Genomic DNA, 26,223 nt, shown 5'->3' with positions numbered 1-26,223 from the left:
TCATCTCCGGGGGGCGTAGATGGGCACACGGCTGGTCGTACTCATCCCAAGGACGTCGTTCCAGGCTGCACCTAGATTCTTGGCTATATACCCTCGCAGCGCCACCCTCAGTTCCTCTCGGCAGCGTCAGCGCGGGCGGACCGCAGGTGTGGTAATCGGGACGCGCGGTTGGCAGTCCGGACATACCGGGGCTCGCTCAGCACTGGCCCGCTAGTGCCCGATGCCAGGGAAGGCTGTGACGTGCTCCGATGGTCGGGTTTCCTGATTGTGTCGCGTCAGCCACGCGCCGCACCCCGCCCCGGGCGTCTGCAGTCAGGCCCAGTTCCCGGCAATTTGCGAGCGGGCGAGCCTGGTGCGTCAAGTCGATTGGACGACCTGCTTCACGACCAGGTCGCGTCTTGGAGGGCAGAGGCCGCCGCCAGCCCCAGCATCTTGTGCTGTTGTCATCAGGTGGACCCTGCCGCGCGGCAACGCTGAATGCACATTGTCGGGCCGCGACGACCGGAACCATCAGAGACAGCCAACACCGTCAAGGGATACGTGTCATCCTGCCTCCACGTCGCCCGGGCTGATCCCTACGTCACCCGGGCTGGAGCTCGACGGAGAGGGCTCAGGCTGCGGGGCAGGCTCGGCGGAGGGTGATGTCGCCTCCGGCGTCGCGGCCTGTGATGGGCCGACCGATCCCGAGCCGTCGGGCAGGCTGTATCGGGGAACGGCGGGAACTGGAGTCGGTCGCTCGGTGACCTCGCGCTGTTCGGCAAGCGCACGCTCGTTTTCCTCTGCAAGGGCATCGAGAGCGGAAACGAGGTCGCCTATCTCCACTAGCCCGTCGCCGCCCGCACCCCGTACGTCTCGCAAACGGCTCATCGATGTGGAAACGGCGTCACGCAAGGCAACGTCAGCGGCGGTTTCGGCGGCCAGTTGGGCCAGCGCGACCGCACCGAGCGCCGCCTCGACATCGCCCAGCGACTTATCGAATGCAGCGCGTGCAGCGATCACAACCGACCGAGCATCCCGTACGTCGGCAACCCGCTCGCCGAGCGAGTCCCGGAATCGACGCACCGCATCGATCGCGTGGGCGACCTGCTCGAGAGACTCCTCGTCGATCGCAGCGCGGGTGTATGCAGGCACGGACACATCCACCGGCTGGGAGGCCGCTTGTTCAAGGGCTGTATGCGCTGCGCGTGCTGCATTCAGCGGGGCGGCCTCGATCCTCCCGTCGAGACGCGCGAGCACGTCCGCCGCAGCTATTGCAGACGCTGCGGCTTCTTCCCGCGATGCGACGTAAAGTTCAGAAGCGATCTGCGCCTGCTTCGTCTCGTTCGCCAGCTCCGCCTCGCGCTCCCCGAGGCTGACCATCGCTTCATCGGCTGGATTTGCGAACGAGCGCTGAATGAACGCAAATGCTCCCGCGCCCACCAGCATCAAAATGGCGAGAACCGCGACGGCGACACTCAGGTGGTTGACCGCATCGAGCTTCTGGCGGGGGGATGAAGGGCGCTGCCCCGCTCTCGCCAACTCGGGCGTTCCCCAACCGGAATAGTCAGATCGCCCGCCCGCGGACCCGACGAGAGCCAAGAGATCAACCGAAGGCTCGGACACTCCCGCCGAAAGCTCCCCGCTGTCCGAGGTCCGCAAGCCCACACCCGTTGAAGTGGAGGCTGGGACGTCGGGCGCACTGTGGGGTAGGCGAGCATTGTGCATCTGGTCGGGATCCGCCCCATCGGCGCCGACTCGCTCACGTAACGAGCGAGCCGCCCCTGAGCCCGGATCATTCAACTTCGGAGTCTTCCAAGCATCTTCAGAGGGTTCGAAGAGCCGCTCGAGCTCGGACATGGAGTCTCCTCTGCGCCGCTTCCGGAACAGTTCCGCGAATGTCGTAGGCTGATGAAAGGGCGCCATGCGAGGCGCGGATGCATGAGCAGGTGGGTCCTTCGATGTTCATCGCAATCCGCCGGGTGACCGGTTCCTTCGATTGGCGAATGGATGAGGCGTGGAACTGAGCACCTATCTCCGGATCCTGCACCGTAACTGGATCCTCATCGTAGCCCTCTCGATCCTCGGCGGAGCGGGAGCTTACGGGTACTCTCTTCTGCAGACGCCCACCTACCAGGCCAACACCCAACTTTACGTGTCCGTCCGCTCTGACAGCTCCGTCGTGAGCGATTTGGCACAGGGCACCACATTTGCCCGCCAGGCCGTCGTCAGCTTCGTTGACGTCGTGGACAGCGCCATCGTTCTCGATCGAGTGATCGACGATCTGAATCTTGATACGACGCCGCAACAGCTCGCGCGATGGGTGGAAGCGTCATCTCCGACGAACTCCGTCATCATCTCGATAAGCGTGTCGAACACGAATCCGGAGACCGCCGCTTCCATCGCCAACTCGGTGGGGACAAATTTCGCCGATGTGGTAACGAATAGCCTGGAGAAACCGGAGGGTGACGCAGCGAGCCTGGTCCGGATTGAAACAATCGAACCAGCACTTGTCCCCGCTTCGCCGGCGTCCCCACACACCACGCTGAACACCGTTCTGGGATTTCTCATCGGTCTGGGCGTCGGTGTCACCTTCGCTGTCCTGCGATCAGTCTTGGACACCCGCATTCATTCGCTCCACGACATCGAACATGCCACCCAGGCGCCGGTGCTTGGTGGTATCACGCTCGACCCAGATGCGAAGAAGCGCCCACTGATCGTCCATGCGGATCCACGCAGTCCCCGTGCGGAGTCGTTCCGGAGTCTGCGCACAAACCTGCAATTCATCGATGTCGATGGCACCTCTCGTTCCTTCGTCGTTACGAGCGCGGGACCAGGCGAAGGCAAGTCAACGACCACCGCGAATCTCGCTATCACTCTGGCCGAGACGGGTGCACGCGTCGCTCTCGTCGATGGAGACCTCCGATTGCCGCGCGTTGCCGACTACATGGGACTCGAGGGTGGCGTGGGGCTCACGGACGTGCTGATTGGGCGTGCGGAACTCGCCGACGTTCTGCAGCAGTGGGGCACGGGGAAGTTGTTCGTACTCACCTCCGGCAAGACGCCGCCCAACCCATCAGAGCTCCTGGGCAGCCAGGCGATGCAACGCACGTTGGAGGCTCTGGCCGGCGCGTTTGACTATGTCCTCGTTGACACCCCGCCGCTGCTTCTGGTGACGGACGCGGCCGTCGTGTCGAGATTCACCAGCGGCGTACTGATCGTGGCGGCGTCGGGGAGCACGAAGAGGCCCCAGTTGGCGGCCGCCTTGGAGAAGCTCAACGCGATCGGGAGCCGCATATTTGGCGTTATCGTGACGATGTTGCCCACCAAGGGTCCGGACAGCTACAGCTACGGGGCATATTCCTACACTTCGGCGTTGGATGAACCGGCTCAGACGCCGGAGACCGAATCGCGTTCACGCAGACCGAGGAAAGCTGAATGACCTTCACCGTTCTTTCAGTTTGCACCGGCAACATCTGCCGCTCCCCCATCGCAGAGCTGGTTATTTCGCGGGCCTTCTCGCGAGAGGTTGGCATCGTCGTGGAGAGCGCTGGGCTCGGTGCTCTTGTCGGAAGTGGGGCACCCGACCCGACGCAGATGCTCGCCCGGGAGCACGGTCTCGATGTTTCACACCATGTCGCGCGGCAAATCGACATCGAGATGATTCGCCAAGCCGATCTCATCATCGGAATGACCCGCGATCATCGCCGTCGCCTCGTTGAGATGCTGCCCTCGGCGATGAGGAGGGTGTTCACCCTGAGAGAGTTTGCGCGTGTCGCAGACGCCGCAGAACCGGGTCTGTCGAACGCGCTCGCATCTGAAGGCGCGGGGACGCCCGCGGAGAGGATGCGTATCGCCGTCGCCTTGGCCGCATCCCTGCGGGGCACGGTCCCTCCCCCCGAGAATGCGTCGGAGTTCGATGTGATCGATCCGTATCGACAGTCCGACGAGACCTACCGTCGATCTTTCGACGAGCTGGTTCCTGCAGCTGTTCGAGCGTCGGAGTATCTCCTGGCGTCGACCCGCGTCGCACAGAATTAGACGCGACAGCTGCCAAGACTCCCCTAGGAGGGCTCCCGGGCCCGGGGCGCTGTCAAAAGAACCCTGAGCCGCGCTTGCTCCGGCGCAGACCTCGGCAAGAAGAACCGAACATCGCACCGGGACGAACCTGCCTATACCACCGCCTTCAGCAATCACGGGGACACCACCGCCCGGCCGCTGTCGAGCAGGCCCGCGACACGTCCCGCGCAGGGAAGCCTGATCATGGCGGCATGACTACCCCCGACACGGCCCCGCGTTCGTCCCTCTGGCAGCGTGTGCGCCGGTCCCCCTTCACGCACCTCGTGATGGCGGTGCTCGTGCTTGCGCTCACTCAGGCCTTCGTCATCAAGGCGTTCCAGGTCCCGTCGGCATCGATGTCGACGACGCTCGAGGCCGGTGACAGGATCGCCGCGAGCCGCATCGCGTACACCGTCTCCGCGCCCGGCGCGGGCGACATCGCGGTGTTCTCGCGGCCACAGAGCTGGGGGCCAGCGCCCGAGCGCAGTCCTCTTCGCACCGCCGTGGGGTGGGTGGGCGACCTGGTCGGGTTCGGCCCCAGCAACCACGACGCCCTCGTCAAGCGCATCATCGGCGAACCAGGATCGACGGTCCGATGCTGTTCCGACCGGGGCCAGGTCGAAGTCGACGGAACCGCCCTGGTCGAGGATTACGTCGTCACCGACGCGCCCTTCACCCCTGGGGTGATCGACTGCGCCACGGTCCCGGCATCCCTGCGCTGTTTCGGACCGATCCTCGTGCCCGACGACCAGTACCTGGTGATGGGAGACAACCGGGCGAATTCCGCCGACTCGGTGATCGCGTGCCGTGGGGCGGTCCCTGCGCCTGCCGGGTGTGCACGATTCGTTCCCCGCGCCGACATGCGGGGAAAGGTCGTGGCGATCGTGTGGCCGATCGACCGGGCCCGGCTATTCACCGGCGGTGACTGAGACCGTGGTGCCGTCCCGCGGTCAGCCTGCCGGCGCGAACAGCGCGTCGCACGACGGGTCGATCGTCACCGGCGTCTGGGACGCCGTGGGCGTGTGACGGAGTTGCAGCGGACCGAGCGGCCCCTCCGGAATCTGAACGGTCGATGACACGGTGCGCGACTCGCCCTGCGGCACGACCACCAGACGGCTGAGCGCACTGTTGCCGTTCTGCGCTCCCGACCGGTCGAAGCCCGATTCGTCGCTGCGCGCCGGGTCGGTCGCGATGACCTGGCCGCCCGGCGGGGCGAAGAACAGCACGTCGAGCATCATCGAGGTCCGCGGCAGCCCGTACGTCCCGTTGCGGTACCCCAGCGTGTACTTGCTCTGGATGCTGTCGGGGATCGAGTTCGTCAGCGTCGTTGTCGTGGTGATCGTCCGCGCGGAGGCGTCGCACGTCGCCGCGACCGCCTGCGTGAGGTGATACTCGAGCTTTCCCACGGAGTAGTCGTTGAGGTAGGTCCCCACCTGCGTCGCCACGGTGTTGTCGGAGAGGAGAGCTCCGTCGAGCCCGAGTTCCGTCGAGAGTCGCTGCGCCTCCTCATCGGTGAACGCCAGCATCAGGCGCTGTTCCTGCGCCGACAGGGTGAGCGCGTCGAGCATCGAGGCGGGGTCCCACTTCCCGGCGGTCAGGTGCGAGAAGACCGCGCGCGAGACCTCGGAGAAGAAGACATCCGAGTCCCGGCCCGAGGGGAACCGCTCGTACGCGTCGCTGAGGAGCACCCTCACGGCGTTGTCACTGGTGATCTGCTCGCCGGCGACCTCGACCGGCCCCGCCACGCGGAGCATGTGCGACAGAACCACCGGATCGATCGAGATGACCCCGTCGAACCTCTCGCCGTTGGTGCGGGTCCACAGGTCTTGGAACAGCTGTACCGTCGTCGGATAGTTCGGCGTCATCGTGTAATCCTGCGAGTACCGCGCGAAGGTCGGAGGGTAGAGCGCGAGCGTTTCGCCGGGCAGATCGGTGACCTGTTCGCCGGCCGTGCCCGCCTCGTAGAACGTCGCAGAACTCGCCTGGTCGAGCAGCTCGAACTTGCCCTGGTCGACCTTCATGATGATGCTCGCCGCCGGGTTGCCCCCGGTCGCGCGGATCTCGGCGTTGTTCTGGAAGACGATCAGGTAGGTCTTGCTGCCCTCGCCGCCGGCCATGCGGAGGAGAGTCGGAAGGTACCGGTTCACGACGTCGAGCGTCGGTGCGGTGCGGTCGATGACGTCGCGGATCTCGCCCACCGGTCCCGCAACGGCATCCAGCAAATGATCCGACTGGATGCCATCGGTCTCTGCCTTCGCGGCGATGAATGCCTGGGACACGACAGGGATGGACGCCTGCGCCTGCTGGAACGGCTGCAGATTGAAACCGCCCCCCTCGAGGGCGAGCTTCGTGATGTCGAGGTCGGTGATCATCTGGATGCCCGGCGGCAGCGCATCGCGCACGAGAATATTCACCGCCCGGGTCACCCGCGAGACCGCGTCGATGTTCGCCCCGACGATCGGAACATCGGATGCCATCTGCCAGAGCGGCCCTTGCACGGTCTCGGCGGAACGGGCCGTACGCATGCTGACGTCGGCGGCGGCCGCCTGGAGTCCGGCCTCGTCTTTGGCCTCGACGAGCGATGTGAACTCGCCGATCGTCGACCTCGCCACCAGCAGGTCGTCGCGCACCTCGACGGCCTGAGCGGTCAACGTGGCACCGAGAACACCCACAACGGCGGCAGCCCCGCCGAGAAGGCCGAGGACACCACCGACGACCCACGGCCACACACGACGCCGGGCAGTCGTCTCCTGCCCCCCGGTGGGCTCCGTGTCAGCATCTGCGCGCAGGTCGAGGGCGTCGTCCTCTTTCTGTAACGCCCTGTTCCTGGCATCCCGCCGGAGGTTCTCAGCCATGGGGGAATCTTAGGTCAGCGCGCCTGGGCGAGTTCTGTCTGGGCGGACACCCCGCGAGGAACGCGGCGGGAATTTACGCGAAGAGCGGCGCCACAGCGAAGCCGATGGCGACCATGAGCGAACTGAGTCCGCCAATGATCGGCAGGGCGGTGGTTCGGCCACGGCGACCCACGAGATAGCCGACCACGCCGAGCACGATCCCCGCGCCGGCGACGGCGAGTCCGACCAGCGGGGCCCGGGAGATGAGCGTGGCCGAATCGGTCTGCAGGAGAAGCACCGCCCCCAGCGCCGGAACGCCGACCGCCGCGATGGCGAGCACGAGAGAGAGGACGCCGAGGATGCGAGAGAGCGGCTTCACGCGAGCGACTCTACCCGCGGCCCGGCGCGTCGCCGAGACGGCCATCCCGGGCACGACGAAGGGCCGGGCCCGAAGGCCCGGCCCTTGCCGGTCAGTCCGAAAAGGACTTACTTGAGGATCTTGGTGACGGTACCGGCACCAACGGTGCGGCCACCCTCACGGATCGCGTAGCCGAGGCCCTCTTCCATGGCGATCGGCTGGATGAGCTCGACCGACATTTCGGTGGTGTCACCGGGCATGACCATCTCGGTGCCCTCGGGCAGCGTGATGACGCCGGTCACGTCGGTGGTACGGAAGTAGAACTGCGGACGGTAGTTCGTGAAGAACGGGTTGTGACGGCCGCCCTCTTCCTTGGACAGGATGTACGCCGTGCCCTCGAAGTTGGTGTGGGGGGTGACCGAACCGGGCTTCACGACGACCTGGCCGCGCTCGACGTCGTCACGCTTGGTGCCGCGAAGGAGCAGACCACAGTTCTCGCCGGCCCAGGCCTCGTCGAGCTGCTTGTGGAACATCTCGATACCCGTGACCGTGGTCTTCTGCGTCGGGCGGATGCCGACGATCTCGACCTCGGAGTTGATCGCGAGGGTACCGCGCTCGGCGCGACCCGTGACGACCGTTCCACGACCGGTGATGGTGAAGACGTCCTCGATGGGCATGAGGAACGGCTTGTCCTTGTCACGCACCGGGTCGGGGATGGACTCGTCGACGGCCTCCATGAGCTCGACGATCGAGTTGACCCACTGCTCGTCGCCCTCGAGAGCCTTCAGGCCCGAGACGCGCACGACGGGGGCGTTGTCGCCATCGAAGTCCTGCGAGGAGAGGAGCTCGCGAACCTCGAGCTCGACGAGCTCCAGGATCTCCTCGTCGTCGACCATGTCGGCCTTGTTCAGCGCGACGAGCAGGTAGGGGACGCCGACCTGCTTGGCGAGCAGAACGTGCTCACGCGTCTGAGCCATCGGGCCGTCGGTGGCGGCGACCACGAGGATCGCGCCGTCCATCTGAGCGGCACCGGTGATCATGTTCTTGATGTAGTCGGCGTGACCCGGGGCGTCGACGTGAGCGTAGTGACGCTTGGGGGTCTCGTACTCGACGTGCGAGATGTTGATGGTGATACCGCGCTGGCGCTCTTCCGGCGCCGAGTCGATCGACGCGAAGTCACGCTGGACGTTGGTGGCCGACGGGAACTTGTCGGCGAGCACCTTCGAGATGGCAGCGGTGAGCGTGGTCTTGCCGTGGTCGACGTGACCGATCGTTCCGATGTTCACGTGCGGCTTGGTCCGCTCGAACTTGGCCTTAGCCACTGGGTCCTCCTCAGGACGGTAGATGCGAAGTCGCGGGCGCTGGATTGCGACCGGTTCTCCGCGGGGATGGTTCTCAGGTTACTAGAGAGTCGATATTGAGTTTGAGCGGATGCCGGGAACCCGGCCGGGGCGCGGGCCCCCGGCATCCAAGAGAGCGGTGTTACTCGCCCTTGTTCTTCTGGACGATCTCGTCGGCCACGGCCTTCGGGACGTCGGCGTAGCTGTCGAACTCCATCGAGTAGACGGCGCGGCCGGAGGTCTTCGAGCGCAGGTCACCGATGTAGCCGAACATCTCGGACAGCGGCACGTTGGCCCGGACGACCTTGACGCCGGCGGCGTCTTCCATCGACTGGATCTGACCACGACGCGAGTTCAGGTCACCGATGACGTCACCCATGTACTCCTCGGGAGTACGCACCTCGACGGCCATGATCGGCTCGAGGATGGTGGGGTTCGCCTTGCGGACGGCCTCCTTGAAGCCCATCGAACCGGCGATCTTGAACGCCATTTCCGACGAGTCGACATCGTGCGAGGCACCGTCGAGCAGGATCGCCTTGACGCCCACCATGGGGTAGCCGGCGAGCACGCCGACGTTCATGGCGTCCTGGAAGCCCTGGTCGGTCGGCGAGATGTACTCGCGCGGGATACGACCACCGGTGACCTTGTTCTCGAACTCGTAGGTCTTGTCGGCCGTGACCTCGAGGGGCTCGAGCGCGAACTGGATCTTCGCGAACTGACCCGAACCACCGGTCTGCTTCTTGTGCGTGTAGTCGTGGCGGTCGACCGACTTGCGGATCGTCTCGCGGTAGGCCACCTGGGGCTTTCCGACGTTGGCCTCGACCTTGAATTCGCGCTTCATGCGGTCGACGAGGATGTCGAGGTGAAGCTCGCCCATGCCCTTGATGACCGTCTGACCGGTCTCGGAGTTCTGCTCCACGCGGAACGTGGGGTCTTCTTCCGCGAGCTTCTGGATGGCGACACCCAGCTTCTCCTGGTCGGCCTTGGTCTTGGGCTCGATGGCGACCTCGATGACCGGCTCGGGGAACGTCATCGACTCGAGGACGACCTGGTTGGCCGGGTCACACAGGGTGTCACCGGTGGTGGTGTCCTTGAGGCCGATGACGGCGTAGATGTGACCGGCGGTAACCGAGTCGACCGGCATCTCTTTGTTGGCGTGCATCTGGAAGATCTTCCCGATGCGCTCCTTCTTGCCCTTGGTCGCGTTGACGACCTGGGCACCGGAGTCGAGGTGACCCGAGTAGACGCGGATGTAGGTGAGGCGACCGAAGAACGGGTGCGTCACGATCTTGAACGCGAGCGCCGCGAAGGGCTCTTCGCGGTCGGCGTGACGCTCGATGACGATCTCTTCATCCTTGGGGTCGTGCGCCTCGATGGCGGGCACGTCCAGGGGCGAGGGAAGGTAGTCGACGACCGCGTCGAGCATGGGCTGCACGCCGCGGTTCTTGAACGCCGAGCCACACAGAACCGGGTACAGCTCCGAGTTGATCGTCATCTTGCGGATGGCGCCCTTGATCTCGGCGACCGTGAGCTCCTCACCACCGAAGAACTTCTCGAGGAGCGCGTCGTCGGACTCGGCGACGGTCTCGAGCAGCTGCTGGCGGTACTCGGCGGCCTTGTCGGCGAGGTCGGCCGGGATCTCCTGGATCTCGTACTTCGCACCCATGGTCACGTCACCCTTGGCGTCACCGGGCCACACCAGGGCGCGCATCTCGACGAGGTCGATGACGCCGACGAAGTCGTTCTCGGCACCGATGGGGAGCTGGATGACGAGGGGCTTGGCCTTCAGGCGGTTCACGATCGTGTCGACCGTGAAGTAGAAGTCGGCGCCCAGCTTGTCCATCTTGTTGACGAAGCAGATACGCGGGACGTCGTACTTGTCAGCCTGGCGCCACACCGTCTCGGACTGGGGCTCGACGCCCTCCTTGCCGTCGAAGACGGCAACGGCACCGTCGAGCACGCGCAGCGAACGCTCGACCTCGACCGTGAAGTCGACGTGTCCGGGGGTGTCGATGATGTTGATCTGGTTCTTGTCCCAGAAGCAGGTGACGGCGGCGGAGGTGATCGTGATGCCACGCTCCTGCTCCTGCTCCATCCAGTCGGTGGTCGCGGCACCGTCGTGCGTTTCACCGATCTTGTGGTTGACGCCCGTGTAGAACAGGATGCGCTCGGTCGTCGTCGTCTTGCCGGCATCGATGTGCGCCATGATGCCGATGTTGCGGACCTTGTGAAGGTCGGTGAGCACGTCTTGTGCCACGGGTGTCTTCCTTACCTGTTGGGAGGTTGATGCCGGGCCCTCAGCGGGTCCGTGACCGGGGTGCGGTCACGGACCCGCCGCGGGTTTTACCAGCGGTAGTGCGCGAAGGCGCGGTTCGACTCGGCCATCTTGTGGGTGTCTTCGCGGCGCTTGACCGCGGCACCGAGGCCGTTCGAGGCGTCGAGGATCTCGTTCTGCAGACGCTCGGTCATCGTCTTCTCACGACGACCCTTGGCGTAGCTCACGAGCCAGCGCAGCGCGAGGGTGTTCGCGCGGTGCGGCTTGACCTCGACCGGAACCTGGTAGGTCGAGCCACCGACACGGCGGCTCTTGACCTCGAGGGTGGGGCGCACGTTGTCGAGCGCCTTCTTGAGGGTGGCGACAGCGTCCTGGCTGTTCTTCGCCTCGACACCGCGGAGGGCGTCGTAGACGATCGACTCGGCGAGGGACTTCTTGCCGTCGACCAGGATCTTGTTGACCAGCTGGGTGACGACGGGAGCGCCGTACACCGGGTCGTTGACGACGGGACGCTTCGGGGCGGGACCCTTACGAGGCATGGTTCTCAGCCCTTCTTCGCGCCGTAGCGGCTGCGAGCCTGCTTACGGTTCTTGACAGCCTGGGTGTCGAGCGCACCGCGGACGATCTTGTAACGGACACCGGGGAGGTCCTTCACACGACCACCGCGGACGAGCACGAGCGAGTGCTCCTGCAGGTTGTGGCCCTCACCGGGGATGTACGCGGTGACCTCGGTGCCGTTGCGCAGCTTCACGCGGGCGACCTTGCGCATGGCCGAGTTCGGCTTCTTGGGGGTCGTCGTGTACACGCGGGTGCACACGCCGGCCTGCTGGGGGTTCGACTTCAGCGCGGGAGCCTTGGTCTTCGAGACCTTCGGCGAGCGGCCCTTGCGAACCAACTGCTGAATGGTTGGCACGTTCTCTCCTTGTTTGTGCTGCACGGTGACAGCGTCGTGTCTCCCCCGAGACTTCGCGCATCTTGCGATTCGTGACGTGTCGGGCTCACGTGTGATCCGCCGCGCGTCAGAATGATCGGACGCGGTAGTGGTGGATATGCCGTGGGGGTGACCTGTTCGCAGGTCATTCCCTGAGATGGTGCGAGCGTTGTTCCGCTATCTTGCCCGGAGGCACGACACACGGCGCGCGTGAACGCACACCCGCTCAATGATACGCGCCTGCGAGGGTGCGGGCAAACGTACCCGGGTGAACACTTACCCCATCAACAGCACGAGCGCGACCGCGGCACCAGCCACGAGCAGAGCGACGGCGGCGAGCACGAGGAACACGGGTGTCCGGCGGCCGCGGGACGCGCGGGGGCGCGCCTCCGCGGCATCCGGTGCGACGCTCGGCCGGGCCGTCGGCACGCTGCGGGGGACGCGGATCGCGGTGTCGGGGCGCGGACGATAGATTTCGCGATCCGCGATGGAGGGTACGCGCGCCTCGCGGACGGCGCCCTCGGGCTCCTCGGCCGCGGCGGCAGCGCTCGGACGCGCACGCGGACGCCGGCTTCCGGCGGCCGTGTCAGCGGCGAGAGGCTCCGGGTCGTTCCCCCGCGCTTCGCGCACGACCGTGTGCTCGGTGTGGTCGTCGAGTTCGGGGTCCGGGGAGGAAGGGCTGCGTCGGCGGGTGGGAACCGTCTCGTCGGCCGGCTCTTCGACTGGAGCCGTCGCGGACAGCAGGGACGCGCGACGTGCCTCGTCTGCACTCCCCCCGCGCGGCGACACCGCGGTGTCGTCGTCGACGTCGGCGCCGGCATCCGGTTGAGTGTCCTCGGGCGTGCGCGCCGGCCAGGGACGCAGCCGGCCGGCCCACAGGGTGACGTCGTCCGGGTCGTCAGGAACGTCGTCGGGACCGCTCACGGCTGCCTCCGCGCGAGGCGCACCTCCGCGTCACCGAGGAAGAAGCGCTCCCCCGCCTCGATCTCCTCGCCGGGAGGTGCTTCGACCTCGGTGCCCATGAGCGTGGCGAACAGCACACCGTTGGTCGATTCGAGATCGGTGACGAACCAGGTCTCTCCGCGCAGCTGCAGCCGCGCGTGGGTCTTGGACACGGTCCGCGTATCGTCGGCGATCGCCACGAGCTGGGCCTCGGGGTGATCCCCGTCCGGGGCCGGCCGTCGGCCGAGGATCACGACATCGGAGGTGAGGTCGACGGGGGTGCCGTTCGGCGCGATGAGGACCCACGGGATGCGGCGACGGCGCGTGACGACGGTCCGGTCGAGAGCGTCGAGGTCATCGTCGTCGGAGTCGGAGGCGAACTCCGGCTGGCTGTACAGCGCGGAGACGGAGGTGCGGGCCGAGCGCGGCGCGCCGGCCTGCGGCGCCTCGGGAACGGCGGACACGGCTTCGGACAGCTCGGGGAACTCCTCCCCCGGCCCGTGGTCGTTTCGGCTCGGCACCGGGGCCGCGACCGGCGCGGGCGGCGCGGGCCGCGTCAGCGGCACGTCGGCGATGGGCACGGTGGAATTCGCCTCGTCCGATTCGCGGCCGCGCCGCGCGGGTCCGCGCCAGGCGACGGGTGCTTCCTCGTCGCCGTCGGATTCGCTGTCGCGTGCGCCGTCGTCGGTCTCCTGTTCGCGCGCGTCGGGGGCGCGCAACGCGGCGAGCGCCTCGGACACCGACTCCCACGCACCCGGCACCGCGGCGCTGTCATCGCGCCCGGCGGGAACGACCGCGCTCTCGCGGGCCTCGGCGGGGGCCTGCGTGCCCCGGTCAGGCGCGGTGGCGGGGGTGAGTGGCATCCACTCGGCCGGGGACGGCTCGGCGTCGGCACGTGACGACGACGGAGCCGCGAAGAGCAGGTCGATCGGCTCCGGCGCCGCTCCGGAGCTCTCGCGCGGCTCGGCATCCGCGTCGGAGGACGAGCGCTCGGGCTCGGGGATCCAGCCCCCGACGAGCGGGACGTACGGACCGTCGAAATCCTGTCTGCGGCGCACGGGCGCCGACTCCTCGTCGACACCGCCGGAGCGGCGAACGGGGCCGCCCTCCCAGCGCGCATCGCCGAATCCCAGAATGCTGGCCCACACGACCGGAATGAGCGCACCCAGAGCCGTCATGCCGGCTCCGCGGCCGAAGGCGACGGTGACCCGATACACGGCGATCACCCACACGACGACGAAGGCGATCGACCCGAACAGGGGGATGACGTTGAGCAGGACCAACCAGGGCGAGAAACCGCCGAGTGCGAGGACCGTCGCGGCGTTGACCACGGGGATCCACGCCTTCCAGGTCGCCTCGCCCGCCTTGGCGAACACCGCGGCCAGGGCCAGGGCGCACCAGACGTAGAGGACGGCGAAAAGGACGAGGGTCGCCGCCCCCAGAAGGACAGCAGTGGAGTCGTTCATGTCGTGTTGCGTCACCGTCCACGGGACGGACGCGTCCCCCTCTCGTCGCGGTGCGGCGGCCGTCGGCGCGTGGGGCGCGGGGCGAAGAACCGCAGGAACGATCTCAACGATACGGCCGCGCGCACGCGCCGCCACCAGCCGCGCTGGCGACGGAGTTCGCGGCGTTCGCCCTCGACGATGAGCCAGAAGGCGGATGCCTCGTCGGCGGTGACCGTCCGGGAGGAGAACACGGCCCGGTCGGCGTCGTCGGCGAGCCGCCGTCCCGCAGGGGTGTCCAGCGCCTCCGCGAGCTCGCGACGCGTCGAGGAGGGCGGCAGCGAGCGGCCGCCATCGACCCCGGCATCGACGTACTCGTCCCAGCCGCCGGCGATCGCGGCGCGGGGGTCGGGGTCGCGTCGGCGCCCGCGTCGGCGGACGGCCTTGGCCACGATGATCGCGAGGAAGGGACCGAACAGCACGAGAACCACCAGGAGCGAAATCCCCGCGACACGCAGGATCGGCCACAGCCACGAGAGGTCGAGCCCGTCATCGGGCTTCTCTTCGTCGCTGAGCGCGTTGTCTTCCTGCACCGGATCGGGCGGAACGACCTCGTCGACGGTGTCGGGGCGCACTTCGGTGACGTTCTCCGGATCGCGCTGCTGGGTGACCTCGAGACTCGGCGACTGCTCCCACTGGGGGGTGACGTCCAACGCGACCCATCGACCGTCGCTGCCCTGCACCTCGACCCACGCGCTCAGATCCCGTGCCCGGCACTCGCCGTTCTCGCAGGTGGGCAGCGCCGGATCGGAAGAGGTCAGACGCGCTCCCACCACCACCCGCGCCGGGAAACCGAGTTCTCGAGCCACGAGGGCCGCGGCCACCGCGAACTGCTCGTCGTCACCCACGGCCGCGACGAAGTTGTCGGTGGCCTGGGCGCGGGGGTCGCTCTCGCGGTCGAGGAGACGCGCGAACATCGTCTCGATGCGCGCGAGCGAGTGTCCGGAGGCACTGGGCTGCAGCTGGTATCCCGGAAGATCGGTGGTCCAGGCCGGGGTCGGGGCCCCCGCCGCGGGCGCGAGTCCGTGGCTGAGGTAGCCGCGCTCGCGCAGAAGCTGCACGAGCGCCACGAGATCGGCGCCGGAGTCGCCCGTGGCGTGCTCCTCGACCCACCGGCGCAGATTCTCTCCGCCCGCGACTCCCCCGGGAGAACCCGGGGCGGCGAGCGTCGCCGGGTCGTCGCCCGTCTGCTCCACGCCCGAGACCCGGTAGCGATCGCCCGCGGTCAGCCCGCCGTCGGCGATCTGCACCCCGGCCTCCGCGTCCTCGCTGTAGTAGAAGCGATCGGCGAGCACGTTCTGCCGCTCCCCGCCGAACGTCGCCGACTCCAACCGGCCGGCCGTCGGCATCCAGATGCCGTCGAAATCCACGATCTCGATGTCGGCCTCCACCGTGCGCCCCTCGCCCGCGTTGAGCCGGGAGGGAACGCGGACGAAGGTTCCGGGCGTCGAACCCGACGAGCGGAAGATCTCGCCGTCGTAGACGTCGAGCGTCGCCACGCGGATGCGCTCGGGCTCCGTGCCCGCCGCGGCCACGCGGAACAGCACGTCGTCGGAACGGTCGTCGGAGAACATCGCCCGGTACCCCGACAGGGGGCTCGCCGCCTCGGCGATCTGCCGCTCGGGCCCCGCCGCCGAGCGCAGCACCCGGCGATCGGCATCCCGGGCGGCCCAGGGGACGACGGCGACGGCGACCACCACCGCGACGACGAGCATGCCCGCGCCCAGGGCGGCCCGCCGGCGATCCGTGCGAGACGGGCGCCGCGGGGCCACCACGGCACCCCTCTCGCTCGCCCGCCGCAGCGCTCGCGTCCGCTCGTCGCGCGAGCGCCACGCGAGCCACAGCACCGCCGACAGGATCGCCGCGACCCCCACCGCGGTCTCGACGGGGGCGTTCAGCGTCACGGGACCGACGGCCACCGGTGCGCTGGTCGAGGTGCGTCCGAAGAACAGACCGAATCCGCTCATCGCCACACCGCTCACGACGGCCGCGACCGCGCGTCGGTCGGCGCGCCACGAGAGCGCGAGAGTCACCGCCGTCCCGACCAGGAACACCACCAGAGCCGGGACGAGCAGGTTGCGGTAGGCCCCCACCGGCAGATCGACGGTGACGAGGTCCTTCCACGCCACGACCACACCCGCGAGGGCCTCGCCGAGACCGCGGAGGATCTCGAGCGGTCCTCCCAGCCGCGTCGGAACAGCGAGCGGCACGGCGAGGACGACGAAGGCACCGGCGATCAGGGCGGCCGACACCCCCGGCCCCCAGCGGCGCCACGCGCACAGGGCGACGATGCCCGCGGCGACCGGTGCGGCAACCGCGACGAGCACGAGGAACGACGTCGAGGCGTACACCGGCCAGGCCGCGACCGCGGCGAGCGCCACCGACACGAGCGTGTAGAGACCGCCGGCGATCCCGCGGGGGACGCGGGCGGGGTCGCGCTCGCGGGACGCCGCGCTCACGAGGTCGCTCCGCGCACGAGCAGGCCGGCGAGGTCGTCGAGCGTCCCGATCGTCAGGACAGTCAGCCCCGCGATGCTCTGCATCCGCGGGTGCGCGCGCTCGTCGCACACGACCGCGGCGACGGCCGTGTCGCTGGGAAACGCGAGCGCTGCCTGACGGAGACGCGTCAGCGGCACGAGCGACCCAACGACCACGAAGGCGATCGACAGGCGTTCGTTCGCCTCGGATGCCAGGCGGCAGACGTCTTCGACCGGCATGGTGTTCTCGTGCCGCTCGAGACCGCTGAACCCGTCGAGCAGGGCGCGCGGTGTCACCGATGGCACGTGGCGGATCGCCCGCAGCCGTCCCCTGACCACCCGGGGGATCTCGGAGCCGGTGACCACGTCGATGTCGCGCGCATCGCGCACGGCGCGCACGCCGAGGGAGGCCGCCGCCGAAACGGCGAGCTCGTACTCGTCGCCATCGGTGTATTCCTGCGTCGCGGCCGCGAGCACGACGGCCATGCGCGAGCGGCGCGACTCCTCGTACTGGCGGACCATGAGCCGCCCGGTCTTGGCCGTCGACTTCCAGTGCACCTGCCGTCGGGAATCGCCGGGGACGTACTCGCGAATGGCGTGGAACGACATATCGGCGTCGACGAGCCGTCGGGTCGCGTTGCCCTCCAGATCGCGGACGAGACCCGCGCTGGTGGAGGGCAGCGCCACCGTCCGCGGGTGGACGAAGAGATCGTGCACGTCGTCGAAGGCGTGCTCGCGCCGCAGCAGACCCACCGGGTCGCTCCGGACGGTGGTCACCGGTCCGATACGCACGACCCCGCGCGGCAACGGGGGAATCTCCAGGGGCTCCGTCACGTCATGGCCGGGGCGGAGCAGGGGCACCCCGAACTCGACCAGCCCGCGCCCGACCGGGATGTCGAGCCGGCCCGGCAGGGCGGGGCGCGTGCTGTCGTTGCGCACGACGATCTGGCCCGTCACGCCGTGGCCGGCGACGACCCGCTCGTGGGTGAGCGTGAGATCCACGTCGTAGGCGCGCGCGCCGAAGAGGAACGGCACGCTCATCGCCAGCAGCAGCAGGGCCACCGCGCCGGCGACCATCCACTCGACCCACCCGAACGTCAGGCCGAGCACGAGCCCGACCGTGGCCGCGACCGCGACGACCGCCCCCGCGGGGCGCACCGTTCGGCCCGCCCATCGCGCGGCGGTCTCCAGCGCCTCGACGATGACCCGCCACACCTCCGCGGCACGCACCGCCGCCCGCACGAGGCGCCGCGTGCGCCGGGTGGAGGTGGAGGTGATCGAGGTGCGCGACCCGGTGCCGATGGTCGCGGCCGAGGTGCGCGTCAGGCGCGACTCGGTGCGACTCACATCGGGCATGGGGCCGTCCGTTGGGCGGGGAGCATTCGGGGGGACGGCATGCTCAGGCGCTCTCGCGCTGGGTGGGCGGGACGGTGTCCAGCAGCACCTGTCCGACGACGGCTTCCTGCGTCACCCCGTCGAACTCGGCTTCGGGATGCAGGATCAGGCGGTGCGACAGCACGGCGACGGCGAGCGCCTTGACGTCGTCGGGAGTGGCGTAGGTGCGCCCGTGCGCGGCGGCCCGGGCGCGGGTCGCCCGGGTGAGGGCGAGTGCGCCACGGATGCTGACCCCCAGCCGCACCTCGTCGGCCGAGCGGGTGGCATCCACGATGCGGGCGATGTAGTCGAGCACGAGCGCGTCGACGTAGACGCTCGCGGCGAGGTCGGCCATGCCGACGAGGGCCTGCGGGGTGATGATCGGGCGCAGATCGGCCGTGGCCACGGCGGCGCCGTCGAGGATGCGAACGGTGGCGGCATGGTCGGGGTAGCCGAGCGAGGTGCGCAGGAGGAAGCGGTCGAGCTGGGCTTCGGGGAGCCGGTAAGTGCCCGCCTGCTCCACCGGGTTCTGCGTGGCGAGCACGAGGAAGGGCACGCCCACCTCGCGCGAGACACCGTCGATGGTGACGCGGCCTTCTTCCATGACCTCCAGCAGCGCCGACTGGGTCTTCGGGCTCGCGCGGTTGATCTCGTCGGCGAGAACGATGTTGGCGAAGATCGGGCCCGCGTGGAATTCGAACGCGCCGCTCTTCTGGTCGTAGACCGTGATGCCCGTGATGTCGCCCGGCAGCAGATCGGGGGTGAACTGGATGCGGGTATTCGTGCCCTGCACCGATTGCGCGACCGCGCGGGCCAGGGACGTCTTCCCCGTGCCGGGGACGTCTTCGAGAAGCACATGACCGTCGCTGAGCATCGCGGTGAGCACCAGCTCGACGACGTGGCGTTTGCCGAGCACGGCGCGCTCGACGTTGTCGGCGATCTGCGAGAAGGTTTGGGCGAACCAGGTGGCCTGCTCCTGGGTGATCGTCATGTCGGTGAATCTCTCTCGGTGGGGGGATCAGGGTTCGGTGGGCGGGGTGCCGGGCGTGCAGCGGGACTGCGTTTCGAGGACCGCGGAGTCCAGGCCCCAGCCCCGCGCCGACCAGTCGGCGGTGACGCGCACGTTCTCCACGCGCACGGCCCCGATCGGGACGACGGTGGAGCCCTCGGCGGGAGTCAGCACCTCGCCGTCTTCGTCTATGTAGCGCAGCGCCGACGGGTCGAGCGTGAGCTCGGCCTGGTCGTTGCTCGAGCTGAGCGCCATCTGGAGACGCTCCCCGCCCACGCAGGAGGCGACGCGGGCACTCGCCTGCACCTGGTACGGCGCGCTGCCCGCGGCGGGGGCGACGCGTCCCACCTCGGAGGTGGTCTGCCAGACCCCGTGCTGGAAATACACGCCGATGCCGGGGTCGGAGCCGAAGACGCTCGAGCGTTGGCCGTCGAAGTTGGTGTATCGGACCTCGTTGAAGCGCGGGGGGTCGTTCCCCTCCTCGATGCCCGAGATGCGCCAGCGGGCGACCGGACGCCCGTCCTCGTCGCGCACCTCGGCATCCGCCCCGACGCGGAACGTGTAACCGCGGGGGGCGGCGGTGTCCTGCGCGACGCGGATCTGCTCGGTCACGGACGTCGACCCGAACGAGCGCCCGTCGTAGCTCGACTCCACGCACAGGGTGAAGGAGTACTCCTGGCCGTCCTCGAGGCCCGGGAACTCTCGGCGTGGTCCGCCGTCGCCGACGCGGCAGGCGGTTCCCTCGACGATGCCGTAGCGCAGCTGCGAGTCGGTGCCGTTGGGGCGCGCCGTGCCCTCGGCCGTGACCGTGGAGACCCCGTCGCCGGTGGACCGGGAGGTGAGCGTCAGCTGCGCGTCGGTCGGCGCCCCCACACCGTGGGCCGAGAACACCAGGGCCGCCCCCTGCGCCGAACCGCCGAGCCCGGAGGGGATCTCGAAGCGCGAGGTCGGGGTGACCGTCACCTCGGTGCGGGCGTTGCTGCCGATGCGGAACCCGTCGACGCGGACGTCGTCTTGATTGCGCCCCACGCTGACGGTCTGGGTCTCGCCGGTGGCAGCGCGGATCTCGAGCTGCCCCGTTTCGGAGGACTCCACGCCGCGGATGACGAGATCGGCGACGTTGCCCGCACCATCGGCGGTGACGACGGGCGTGAACTCCGCCGACCGGGGTCGCGCGGGCGGGTCGTAGGCCCAGGCGGTCGTGCGGACCGCGCCGCGGGACTCTCCGACCGCATTGACCGCGGTGACCACGTACTCGCGCTGCTCACCGTTGGGCGCCTCGATGGCGGGGCACGATCCGTCGGGCCCGCACTGGGCGACGACCTGGCCGCGCGCACGCACGGTGAACCCCGTGATCGCCGGGTAGGCGCGGCGTGCCTCGCCCGGGTCGACGCGCAGCGTGAGCGACCCGTCGGCGTAGGCCGTCTGCCGCACGCTCGCGGGGGCGCGGGGGAATCCCTGCAGGTCGAGCACGACACGGGCGTCACGGGAGGCGGCGGTCGCGCGCCCTTGCGCATCGCGCAGCGTGACGCTGGCCGCGCAGGTGGCCCCGGGCGCATCGGCGGTCCACGACGCCACGACGCTCGACGCCGAGCCGACGTCGAAGCTCACCCCCGCGCAGGTACTCGTCGGTCGCACGCCCACGACCTCGAGCGGCGTGCGGGGCAGCGGGTTGACCTCACCCGGGATGCCGATGGCCTCGATCGTGCAACTCGACCCCGAGGCCTGCGAGCACTGCAGCGTGGTGGTGCCGCCCTGCGGGAGTGTGGAGGGAGCGGATCCCACGCGCAGCAGCAGACGGGCCGGGGCCACCGCCGCGTGGCTCGTCACCGAGATCACCGCGGCGTTCTCGCCGCCGGGGATCGCGCGGTCGGCACCCGTCACGGTGACGGTCGAGCCGTCGAGGGTCACCGACGAGAACGCCGAGCCGGCGTAGTCGAGCGCGTAGCGGATGCCGGCCCAGTCCTCACGACCCAGCTGCCACGAAGTCATCTTGCGCAGGTCGAAGGTGGCGGTCTCCCCGGGGCCGACGGTGAGCGAAGCGGGCCGCAGCTCGGGCTGGGGTTCGCGGGCGACCACCCCGATGGGGACCGACACCAGCGTCCAGTCCTCGGTGCCCGCGATCCGAACCGACACCTGGCAGGCATCGGTCCACGGCGACCCCGCTCCGGCGTCGTAGCGAACGACGGTGCCGGTCACACTGCAGCGCCCGTCGGCGCGGACGCCGGTCGTGGTCACCTCGGGGCCGACCTCGAGCATGGTTCGGCGGGGGATGGCGACCAGCGCGGTCATGTCGAATTCGACCGAAGCGAGCTCGTCGACGCGCTGGGCGGACCCGGGGCGAAGCGCCAGAGTCAGGTCGTCGTCGCCGGGCACGCGGACGAACGCGTACGTCGTGACCTCGTCGTCTCCGACAGTACCCGTGACGGCGAACGGGATGACCCGTCGGGTGGCGGGAAGCTCACCGGAGATGCGGCGCCCCTCGGCGCGCACTCCCGTGGGCTCGCCCCATAGCGACACGCGGAGGTCGGCCACTTCTCCGCCCGACCAGGTCGCGTGTCCCTCGAGCACGTCGACACCGGAGACGAACTGCTCGCGATCCTCGACCGTGAGGACGGTGTCGGAGACGATCGGAAAATCAGGCACGCGTTCGCGCACGACCTTCACGACGATCAGACCGCGACCGGTGTTGCCGGAGTCGGACTCCACGTCGTAGAGGAACGACATGGTCGCCGGTACCTCGCCCGCGCGGATGACCACGCTGGTTCCGGTCACGCCCTCGATCAGGGAGTCCAAGCGCGCGTACTCGGGGTTGTCGCTGCCGTCCACGAGCGTCCGAGGAAGATCGGGGCGTACCGCCGTCAGAGCCAGCCGGCCCTGCGTCGGGTCGATGTCGTTGGCGAGCGGACTCACGCGGATGCGGCCGTCGGCGCCGGCCTGCACTTGCACGTAGTCGGTGAACGTGATGGGGCTCGGGTTGGCCTCGGCATCCAGGACTCCGATGCGCACGGTGCTCTCACCCGTGGCGCCGGAGGAGTCGGCGACGCGGTAGCGGAACGACACCTGCCCCCGGTCGCCGGGCACCGACGAGTACACGATCGCCGCGCCGTCGGCCGAGATCGAGGCGGTCCCCCGGTCGGGCTGACTGACGATGCGATCGAGCACCACCGCGTCGCCATCGGGGTCGGCGCCGAAGCCGCGGAAGGGGATCGTCGTCGTCCCGCCGCTGAGCACGCGGCCGCGCAGCGTATCGGGCAGGGGCGCGCGGTTCGCCTCCGGCCCGAGCACCGTGATGCGGACCGTGGCTTCGTCCCACAGCGACGGGGTGCCGGTCGTCGAGACGCGGTAGGTCACTTCGTACGTGCCGGGCGCGGTCGGGGCGAGGTAGCGCAGGACACCGCCGGAGGCGAAGGCGAGGGCGTCGCTCTCGGGCCGGGCCTGCACCGACGAGGGGTCGAGCGTCGGGCGTCCGCCCGCCGGGGACACATCGTTGTCGAGCACGGGGATGTCGATCTGGGCGCCGGCGCGGACGGTCACGGTGTCGTCGACGGCGATCGGGGCGATCTCGGGGGCCGGCGGCAGGAGGTAGACCGTCGCCTCTCCCCCGACGCTCGACCCCTCATCGTCGGTGCCGTCGCTGACCGTGTACGCCACGGTGCCGAGGAGGCCGGGGCCGCCCTCGGCGGTGTTCCCCGACACCCGCAGATCGTTCTGGCCGACCGTGTCGACGCTGAGCGAAGCGCCCTCTTCGGCCGAGGCAGCAACGTCGCTGAGGAGCAGCACGCGCCCCGTGGGGTTGGAGACCGCGGCGAAGACGTCGAGGGTGGCGTCTTCCTGCGGGCGCACGAAGGCGACGACCGGCGCGGTGGACAGGTCGGCCGGCGCATCGGCGGGGAGCAGAGTGATGCGCGCCGTGCCGGTCGCGTCGCGGCCGCCGCCGGTCACGGTGAAATCCACCCGATAGACCCCCGGCTCCGCGGCCGTGAAGTCGAACGTGGTGGTCCCGCCGACCACCGTCGCGGTCGCGGCAGCGTCGTCGAGAACGCGGACCGACCCGACGGTGATGTCGCCGGCGGTTCCGGTGACGTGCGGCCCCACGTCGATCGTCAGGGCGGACCCCGCCGTGTCGACGACGGCGAAGGACTGGACCGCCAGAGCCGGGTCGGGGGCGACACGGATGAGCAACGGCTTGGTGGTCGTCGCGCCCGTGGTGTCGGCCACCGTGACATCGAGCTGGATCGTCTGCTCTCCCCCCGATCCGTCGTCGGCGTGCTGGTACACGACCTCACCCGCGGGGGTGGACGCCACGCTGCCGACGCCGCTGGCGTTCTCGACCGCGAGGAGCAGGAGGGGGTCGCCGTCGGGGTCGACCCAGCCGGGGAGGACGGGCACGGTGAGGGTGCCGCCGCGCGCGACCTCGGGGGTGGGCCAGGGCTGCAGGCATTTGTCGACCCCGCACCAGACCGGCGCGGCAGTGGCATCCTCGGGCGAGACCGACAGCGTCACGGTCGTCGGTGCGGAGGTCAGGCCATCGACCGCGGTGCCATCGGTGACGGCATACGAGAAAGTGGCGGTTCCCGCCGCGCCCGGCGCGACGCGCACCGCGAGACGCTGCCCGTCGTCGGTCACCGAGAGACTTCCGAATCCCGGGTCGAGTCCCGTGACGCTCTCGGCCACGATGCTCAGCACGTCTTCGTTGGGATCGTGATCGTTCAACAGCACCGGCAGCGTCACCAGACGACCGGCCCGAACGCCGAACGCGTCGGGTTCGGCGAGGGGCGGCTTCGGATCGAGCACGACGCTCAGCTGCTCGTCGCTCTGCACCGCCGCCTCCTGGGTGCGATCGTCGAGCGTCCAGCTCTGGCTGGATGCCACGAGTGCCCCGTCGGGCACGGTCCACACCCACCCCGTCCGGGTCTCGTTCAGGATCACGGCGTGCTCCGTCGCGACGAAGACGGGTCGACGCTGGTCGGGCAACGACGCACCGGCGTAATCGAGGTCGGTCTCACCGGCATCCGACCGCCAGAGCGTGCCGCGCGCCTCACCCGGAAGGAGCCACGCCGCGTACGCGACGCCGTCACGCGACAGCGGCTTCGCCGGCTGTCCGAGCACGTTCCCCCCGGCCCCGACCTCGCGGCGCGGCTCGGAGCCGTCGACGGGGACGGTCCACAGCGACTGCTCGTCGGCGAGAAAGACCGTGCGCCCGCGCGCGTCGGGCTCGGCGACGACGAGCTGCTCGGCGGTGTCGAGCTGAATCGCGTCGCGGCCGCGCACCCACACCCGTCCGTCGTCGGCGTCGACGAGCACCCAGTCATCGCCCGCGGCCGACACCACGGGAGACGCCGCGTCGACGTCGAGCGCGTCGCGCCCCTTCAGCTCGTCGGCCTCGATGTCGTAGCGGATGACGGAGGCGTCGGCCGACGAGTAGGCGAAGAGGATGCCACGGTCGTCGAGGGCGATGGCATCCGCGGTGTAGGCCGGGGCCTCGTCGTCGCGGGCGGTGCCGAACGGGTCGAGCTCGGTGGCCGTCTGGTCCGCGCGGCTGAGCCTGCTGGCGAAGAGCGTGCCGGTGTCGGTGCGGGAGACGACGTAGTCGCCCGCCGTGACCACCGAGGTCGTGCCCGGGGGCGTTTCGGGGGCGGACTCGAGCTGCTCTTCCTGCAGGTCGACCGGCTGCGCCTCGTCGATCCGCGCGATCTTGCTGTAACTGTCGGTGAAGAGGTACGCGCCGTCGGGGCCCTGCACGACCTGGCTGGGATTTCCCGCCGTCCGGACGGTGTCGAGCTCGCCGACGGCGGTATTCACGCGGGCGTATCGCTGACCCTCGGCCGTCTGCAGCGCCCAGACCGAGGTGTCGACCGCCGGGGTCTCCTGGGCATCGAGCCCCGGCCAGACGATGCTCGCCGTCACCACGACGGCGACGGCGGCGAGACTCGCCGTGAGTCCAGCGAGGGTGCGGCGTCTCACCGCAGCACCCCGGTGGCCAGCAGTGCCGCGACGACGACCGCGGCCGCGGCGACGAGTGTCGCCGAGGCGAGCGCCCACGGCAGCACGCGGCGCCCCCGCGCCGACGGGGCCGAGATGTCGGTGTCTTCGTCGCGGGCGAGGCCGGCGACCCCGGAGGGACCGCGGAGCTTCCGCCCACCCTCGCGCTCGACGCGGGAGCGCGCGGGACCCCGCAACGCGCCGTCGGCGAAGTCGACCGCGCGGGCCGCCGGCGCCCACTCCGCCGCGGGCACCTCCAGCGGCGTGGCGGGCACCCCCAGCTCGGCCTGCACCGTCTGCAGCGCCTCACCGAACTCTCGCGCGCTGACGAACCGGTCGGCGGGGTTACGCGACATCGCTCGCGCCAGGGTCTGCTGCAGCGACGGCGGTACGTCCGCACGGGAGATCTCGGTGTACGACGCGCGCGCGATGCGTCGTCGCAGCTGCTCGCGCGAATTCTGGCCGCGCTCGCGCCGCTCGAACGGGCTCTGCCCGGCCAGGAGCGAATACACCGTCGCCCCCAGGCTCCACACCTCGCTCGAGACGGTGCCGGCGGTCTGCTCGGCGATCACCTCGGGCGCACTCCACGGCACCGACATGGCGAGCATCTCATCGGCGCCCTGCTGCACCAGCGACGACGAGATGCCGAAGTCGGCGAGCACGGGCGCCCCGAAGGTGGTGACGAGGATGTTGCTCGGCTTGACGTCGCGGTGCACGAGACCGGCGTGGTGCGCCGACTCCAGCGCCCCCGCCATGCGCACGCCGATCGAGAGCACTTCGGCGACGGGGATCCGTTCCACACGGTACCGCTGGGAGAGCGAGCCGGGGCAGTACTCCATCACGATGTACGGGCGCCCGTCGGCCGAGATCCCGGCCTGATACACGGTGACGATCGAGGGGTGGGCCGAGAGGTGTGCCAGCACGTCGGCCTCGGCGTTGAACATGCGCAGCAGATCGGGGTCGCGCACGTCGCTGGGAAGGACCTTCACGGCCACGTCTCGCCGCGGCATGTCTTGCCCGTAGAGGAAGACGTCGGCGAACCCGCCCGACCCCAGGGGACGAATGTAGGCGAGTCCCGGAAGGATCGGGGGCGAGGAAGGCAGGCGCTGCGGCATCTCGCCCCTCCCCGGAACCCGTGCCCGCGAGCGAGCGGGCGAACAAC

Annotated in this window: 17 protein-coding genes; 3 read left to right on the top strand and 14 right to left on the bottom strand. The window is 69.4% G+C overall.

Annotated features, from left to right (window positions below; translation table 11 throughout):
* Positions 1 to 543: 543 nt before the first annotated feature.
* Positions 544 to 1,836, bottom strand: coding sequence for a hypothetical protein (locus tag ACU6WY_RS02100; RefSeq protein ID WP_483820831.1), 1,293 nt, complete (start codon positions 1,834 to 1,836; stop codon positions 544 to 546).
* Positions 1,837 to 1,993: 157 nt separating this feature from the next.
* On the opposite strand from ACU6WY_RS02100, the gene ACU6WY_RS02095 reads away from it, so the two are divergent.
* The 3 genes from ACU6WY_RS02095 (at position 1,994) to lepB (ending at position 4,964) form a co-directional block, all read left to right on the top strand.
* On the top strand, positions 1,994 to 3,418 hold the full coding sequence (locus tag ACU6WY_RS02095; RefSeq protein ID WP_483820830.1) for a tyrosine-protein kinase domain-containing protein: 1,425 nt from the start codon (positions 1,994 to 1,996) through the stop codon (positions 3,416 to 3,418).
* Entirely contained in the window at positions 3,415 to 4,017 is a 603-nt protein-coding gene (locus ACU6WY_RS02090) for an arsenate reductase/protein-tyrosine-phosphatase family protein (protein WP_483820829.1), read from the top strand. Before ACU6WY_RS02095 ends, ACU6WY_RS02090 begins: the two co-directional genes overlap by 4 nt.
* 230 nt (positions 4,018 to 4,247) lie before the next feature.
* Positions 4,248 to 4,964, top strand: coding sequence for a signal peptidase I (lepB, locus tag ACU6WY_RS02085; protein ID WP_483820828.1), 717 nt, complete (start codon positions 4,248 to 4,250; stop codon positions 4,962 to 4,964).
* A 21-nt stretch (positions 4,965 to 4,985) separates the two neighbouring features.
* Here lepB and ACU6WY_RS02080 read toward each other — a convergent pair whose 3' ends face one another.
* The 13 genes from ACU6WY_RS02080 to ACU6WY_RS02020 all read right to left on the bottom strand — a co-directional run bounded on the left by ACU6WY_RS02080 (position 4,986) and on the right by ACU6WY_RS02020 (position 26,176).
* Positions 4,986 to 6,890: a DUF4012 domain-containing protein gene (locus tag ACU6WY_RS02080; RefSeq protein ID WP_483820827.1), complete on the bottom strand. Its 1,905-nt coding sequence runs from the start codon at positions 6,888 to 6,890 to the stop codon at positions 4,986 to 4,988.
* Positions 6,891 to 6,963: 73 nt separating this feature from the next.
* Complete coding sequence (locus ACU6WY_RS02075; protein WP_483820826.1) at positions 6,964 to 7,248, bottom strand: hypothetical protein; 285 nt, start codon at positions 7,246 to 7,248, stop codon at positions 6,964 to 6,966.
* Between the two features lie 107 nt (positions 7,249 to 7,355).
* Positions 7,356 to 8,549 (bottom strand): elongation factor Tu, encoded by a 1,194-nt coding sequence (gene tuf / locus ACU6WY_RS02070; protein ID WP_077050668.1) that lies wholly within the window; start codon positions 8,547 to 8,549, stop codon positions 7,356 to 7,358.
* A 160-nt stretch (positions 8,550 to 8,709) separates the two neighbouring features.
* Positions 8,710 to 10,824 (bottom strand): elongation factor G, encoded by a 2,115-nt coding sequence (gene fusA, locus ACU6WY_RS02065; protein ID WP_483820825.1) that lies wholly within the window; start codon positions 10,822 to 10,824, stop codon positions 8,710 to 8,712.
* Positions 10,825 to 10,910: 86 nt separating this feature from the next.
* A complete protein-coding gene (gene rpsG / locus ACU6WY_RS02060; protein WP_022878284.1) occupies positions 10,911 to 11,381 on the bottom strand; it encodes a 30S ribosomal protein S7 in 471 nt (156 codons plus the stop codon).
* A 5-nt stretch (positions 11,382 to 11,386) separates the two neighbouring features.
* On the bottom strand, positions 11,387 to 11,755 hold the full coding sequence (rpsL, locus tag ACU6WY_RS02055; RefSeq protein WP_013584051.1) for a 30S ribosomal protein S12: 369 nt from the start codon (positions 11,753 to 11,755) through the stop codon (positions 11,387 to 11,389).
* Between the two features lie 294 nt (positions 11,756 to 12,049).
* The gene (locus ACU6WY_RS02050; protein ID WP_483820824.1) at positions 12,050 to 12,697 is read right to left on the bottom strand and encodes a hypothetical protein; all 648 of its coding nucleotides are present in this window, start codon (positions 12,695 to 12,697) and stop codon (positions 12,050 to 12,052) included.
* The gene (locus ACU6WY_RS02045) at positions 12,694 to 14,181 is read right to left on the bottom strand and encodes a DUF5684 domain-containing protein (RefSeq protein WP_483820823.1); all 1,488 of its coding nucleotides are present in this window, start codon (positions 14,179 to 14,181) and stop codon (positions 12,694 to 12,696) included. The genes ACU6WY_RS02050 and ACU6WY_RS02045 overlap by 4 nt, the downstream gene beginning before the upstream one ends.
* A gap of 11 nt (positions 14,182 to 14,192) precedes the next feature.
* A complete protein-coding gene (locus ACU6WY_RS02040) occupies positions 14,193 to 16,676 on the bottom strand; it encodes a transglutaminase TgpA family protein (RefSeq protein ID WP_483820822.1) in 2,484 nt (827 codons plus the stop codon).
* Positions 16,673 to 18,049: a DUF58 domain-containing protein gene (locus tag ACU6WY_RS02035; protein ID WP_483820821.1), complete on the bottom strand. Its 1,377-nt coding sequence runs from the start codon at positions 18,047 to 18,049 to the stop codon at positions 16,673 to 16,675. Before ACU6WY_RS02035 ends, ACU6WY_RS02040 begins: the two co-directional genes overlap by 4 nt.
* A gap of 43 nt (positions 18,050 to 18,092) precedes the next feature.
* Positions 18,093 to 19,058, bottom strand: coding sequence for an AAA family ATPase (locus ACU6WY_RS02030; RefSeq protein WP_483820820.1), 966 nt, complete (start codon positions 19,056 to 19,058; stop codon positions 18,093 to 18,095).
* A 27-nt stretch (positions 19,059 to 19,085) separates the two neighbouring features.
* Positions 19,086 to 25,043: an Ig-like domain-containing protein gene (locus tag ACU6WY_RS02025; protein ID WP_483820819.1), complete on the bottom strand. Its 5,958-nt coding sequence runs from the start codon at positions 25,041 to 25,043 to the stop codon at positions 19,086 to 19,088.
* Positions 25,040 to 26,176 (bottom strand): serine/threonine-protein kinase, encoded by a 1,137-nt coding sequence (locus ACU6WY_RS02020; RefSeq protein WP_483820818.1) that lies wholly within the window; start codon positions 26,174 to 26,176, stop codon positions 25,040 to 25,042. Before ACU6WY_RS02020 ends, ACU6WY_RS02025 begins: the two co-directional genes overlap by 4 nt.
* Positions 26,177 to 26,223: the final 47 nt, after the last annotated feature.

Source organism: Microbacterium sp. ZW3a (genome assembly GCF_057167165.1).
The sequence above is the reverse complement of the archived record's forward strand: the minus strand, read 5'-3'. Positions and strand labels throughout refer to the sequence as shown.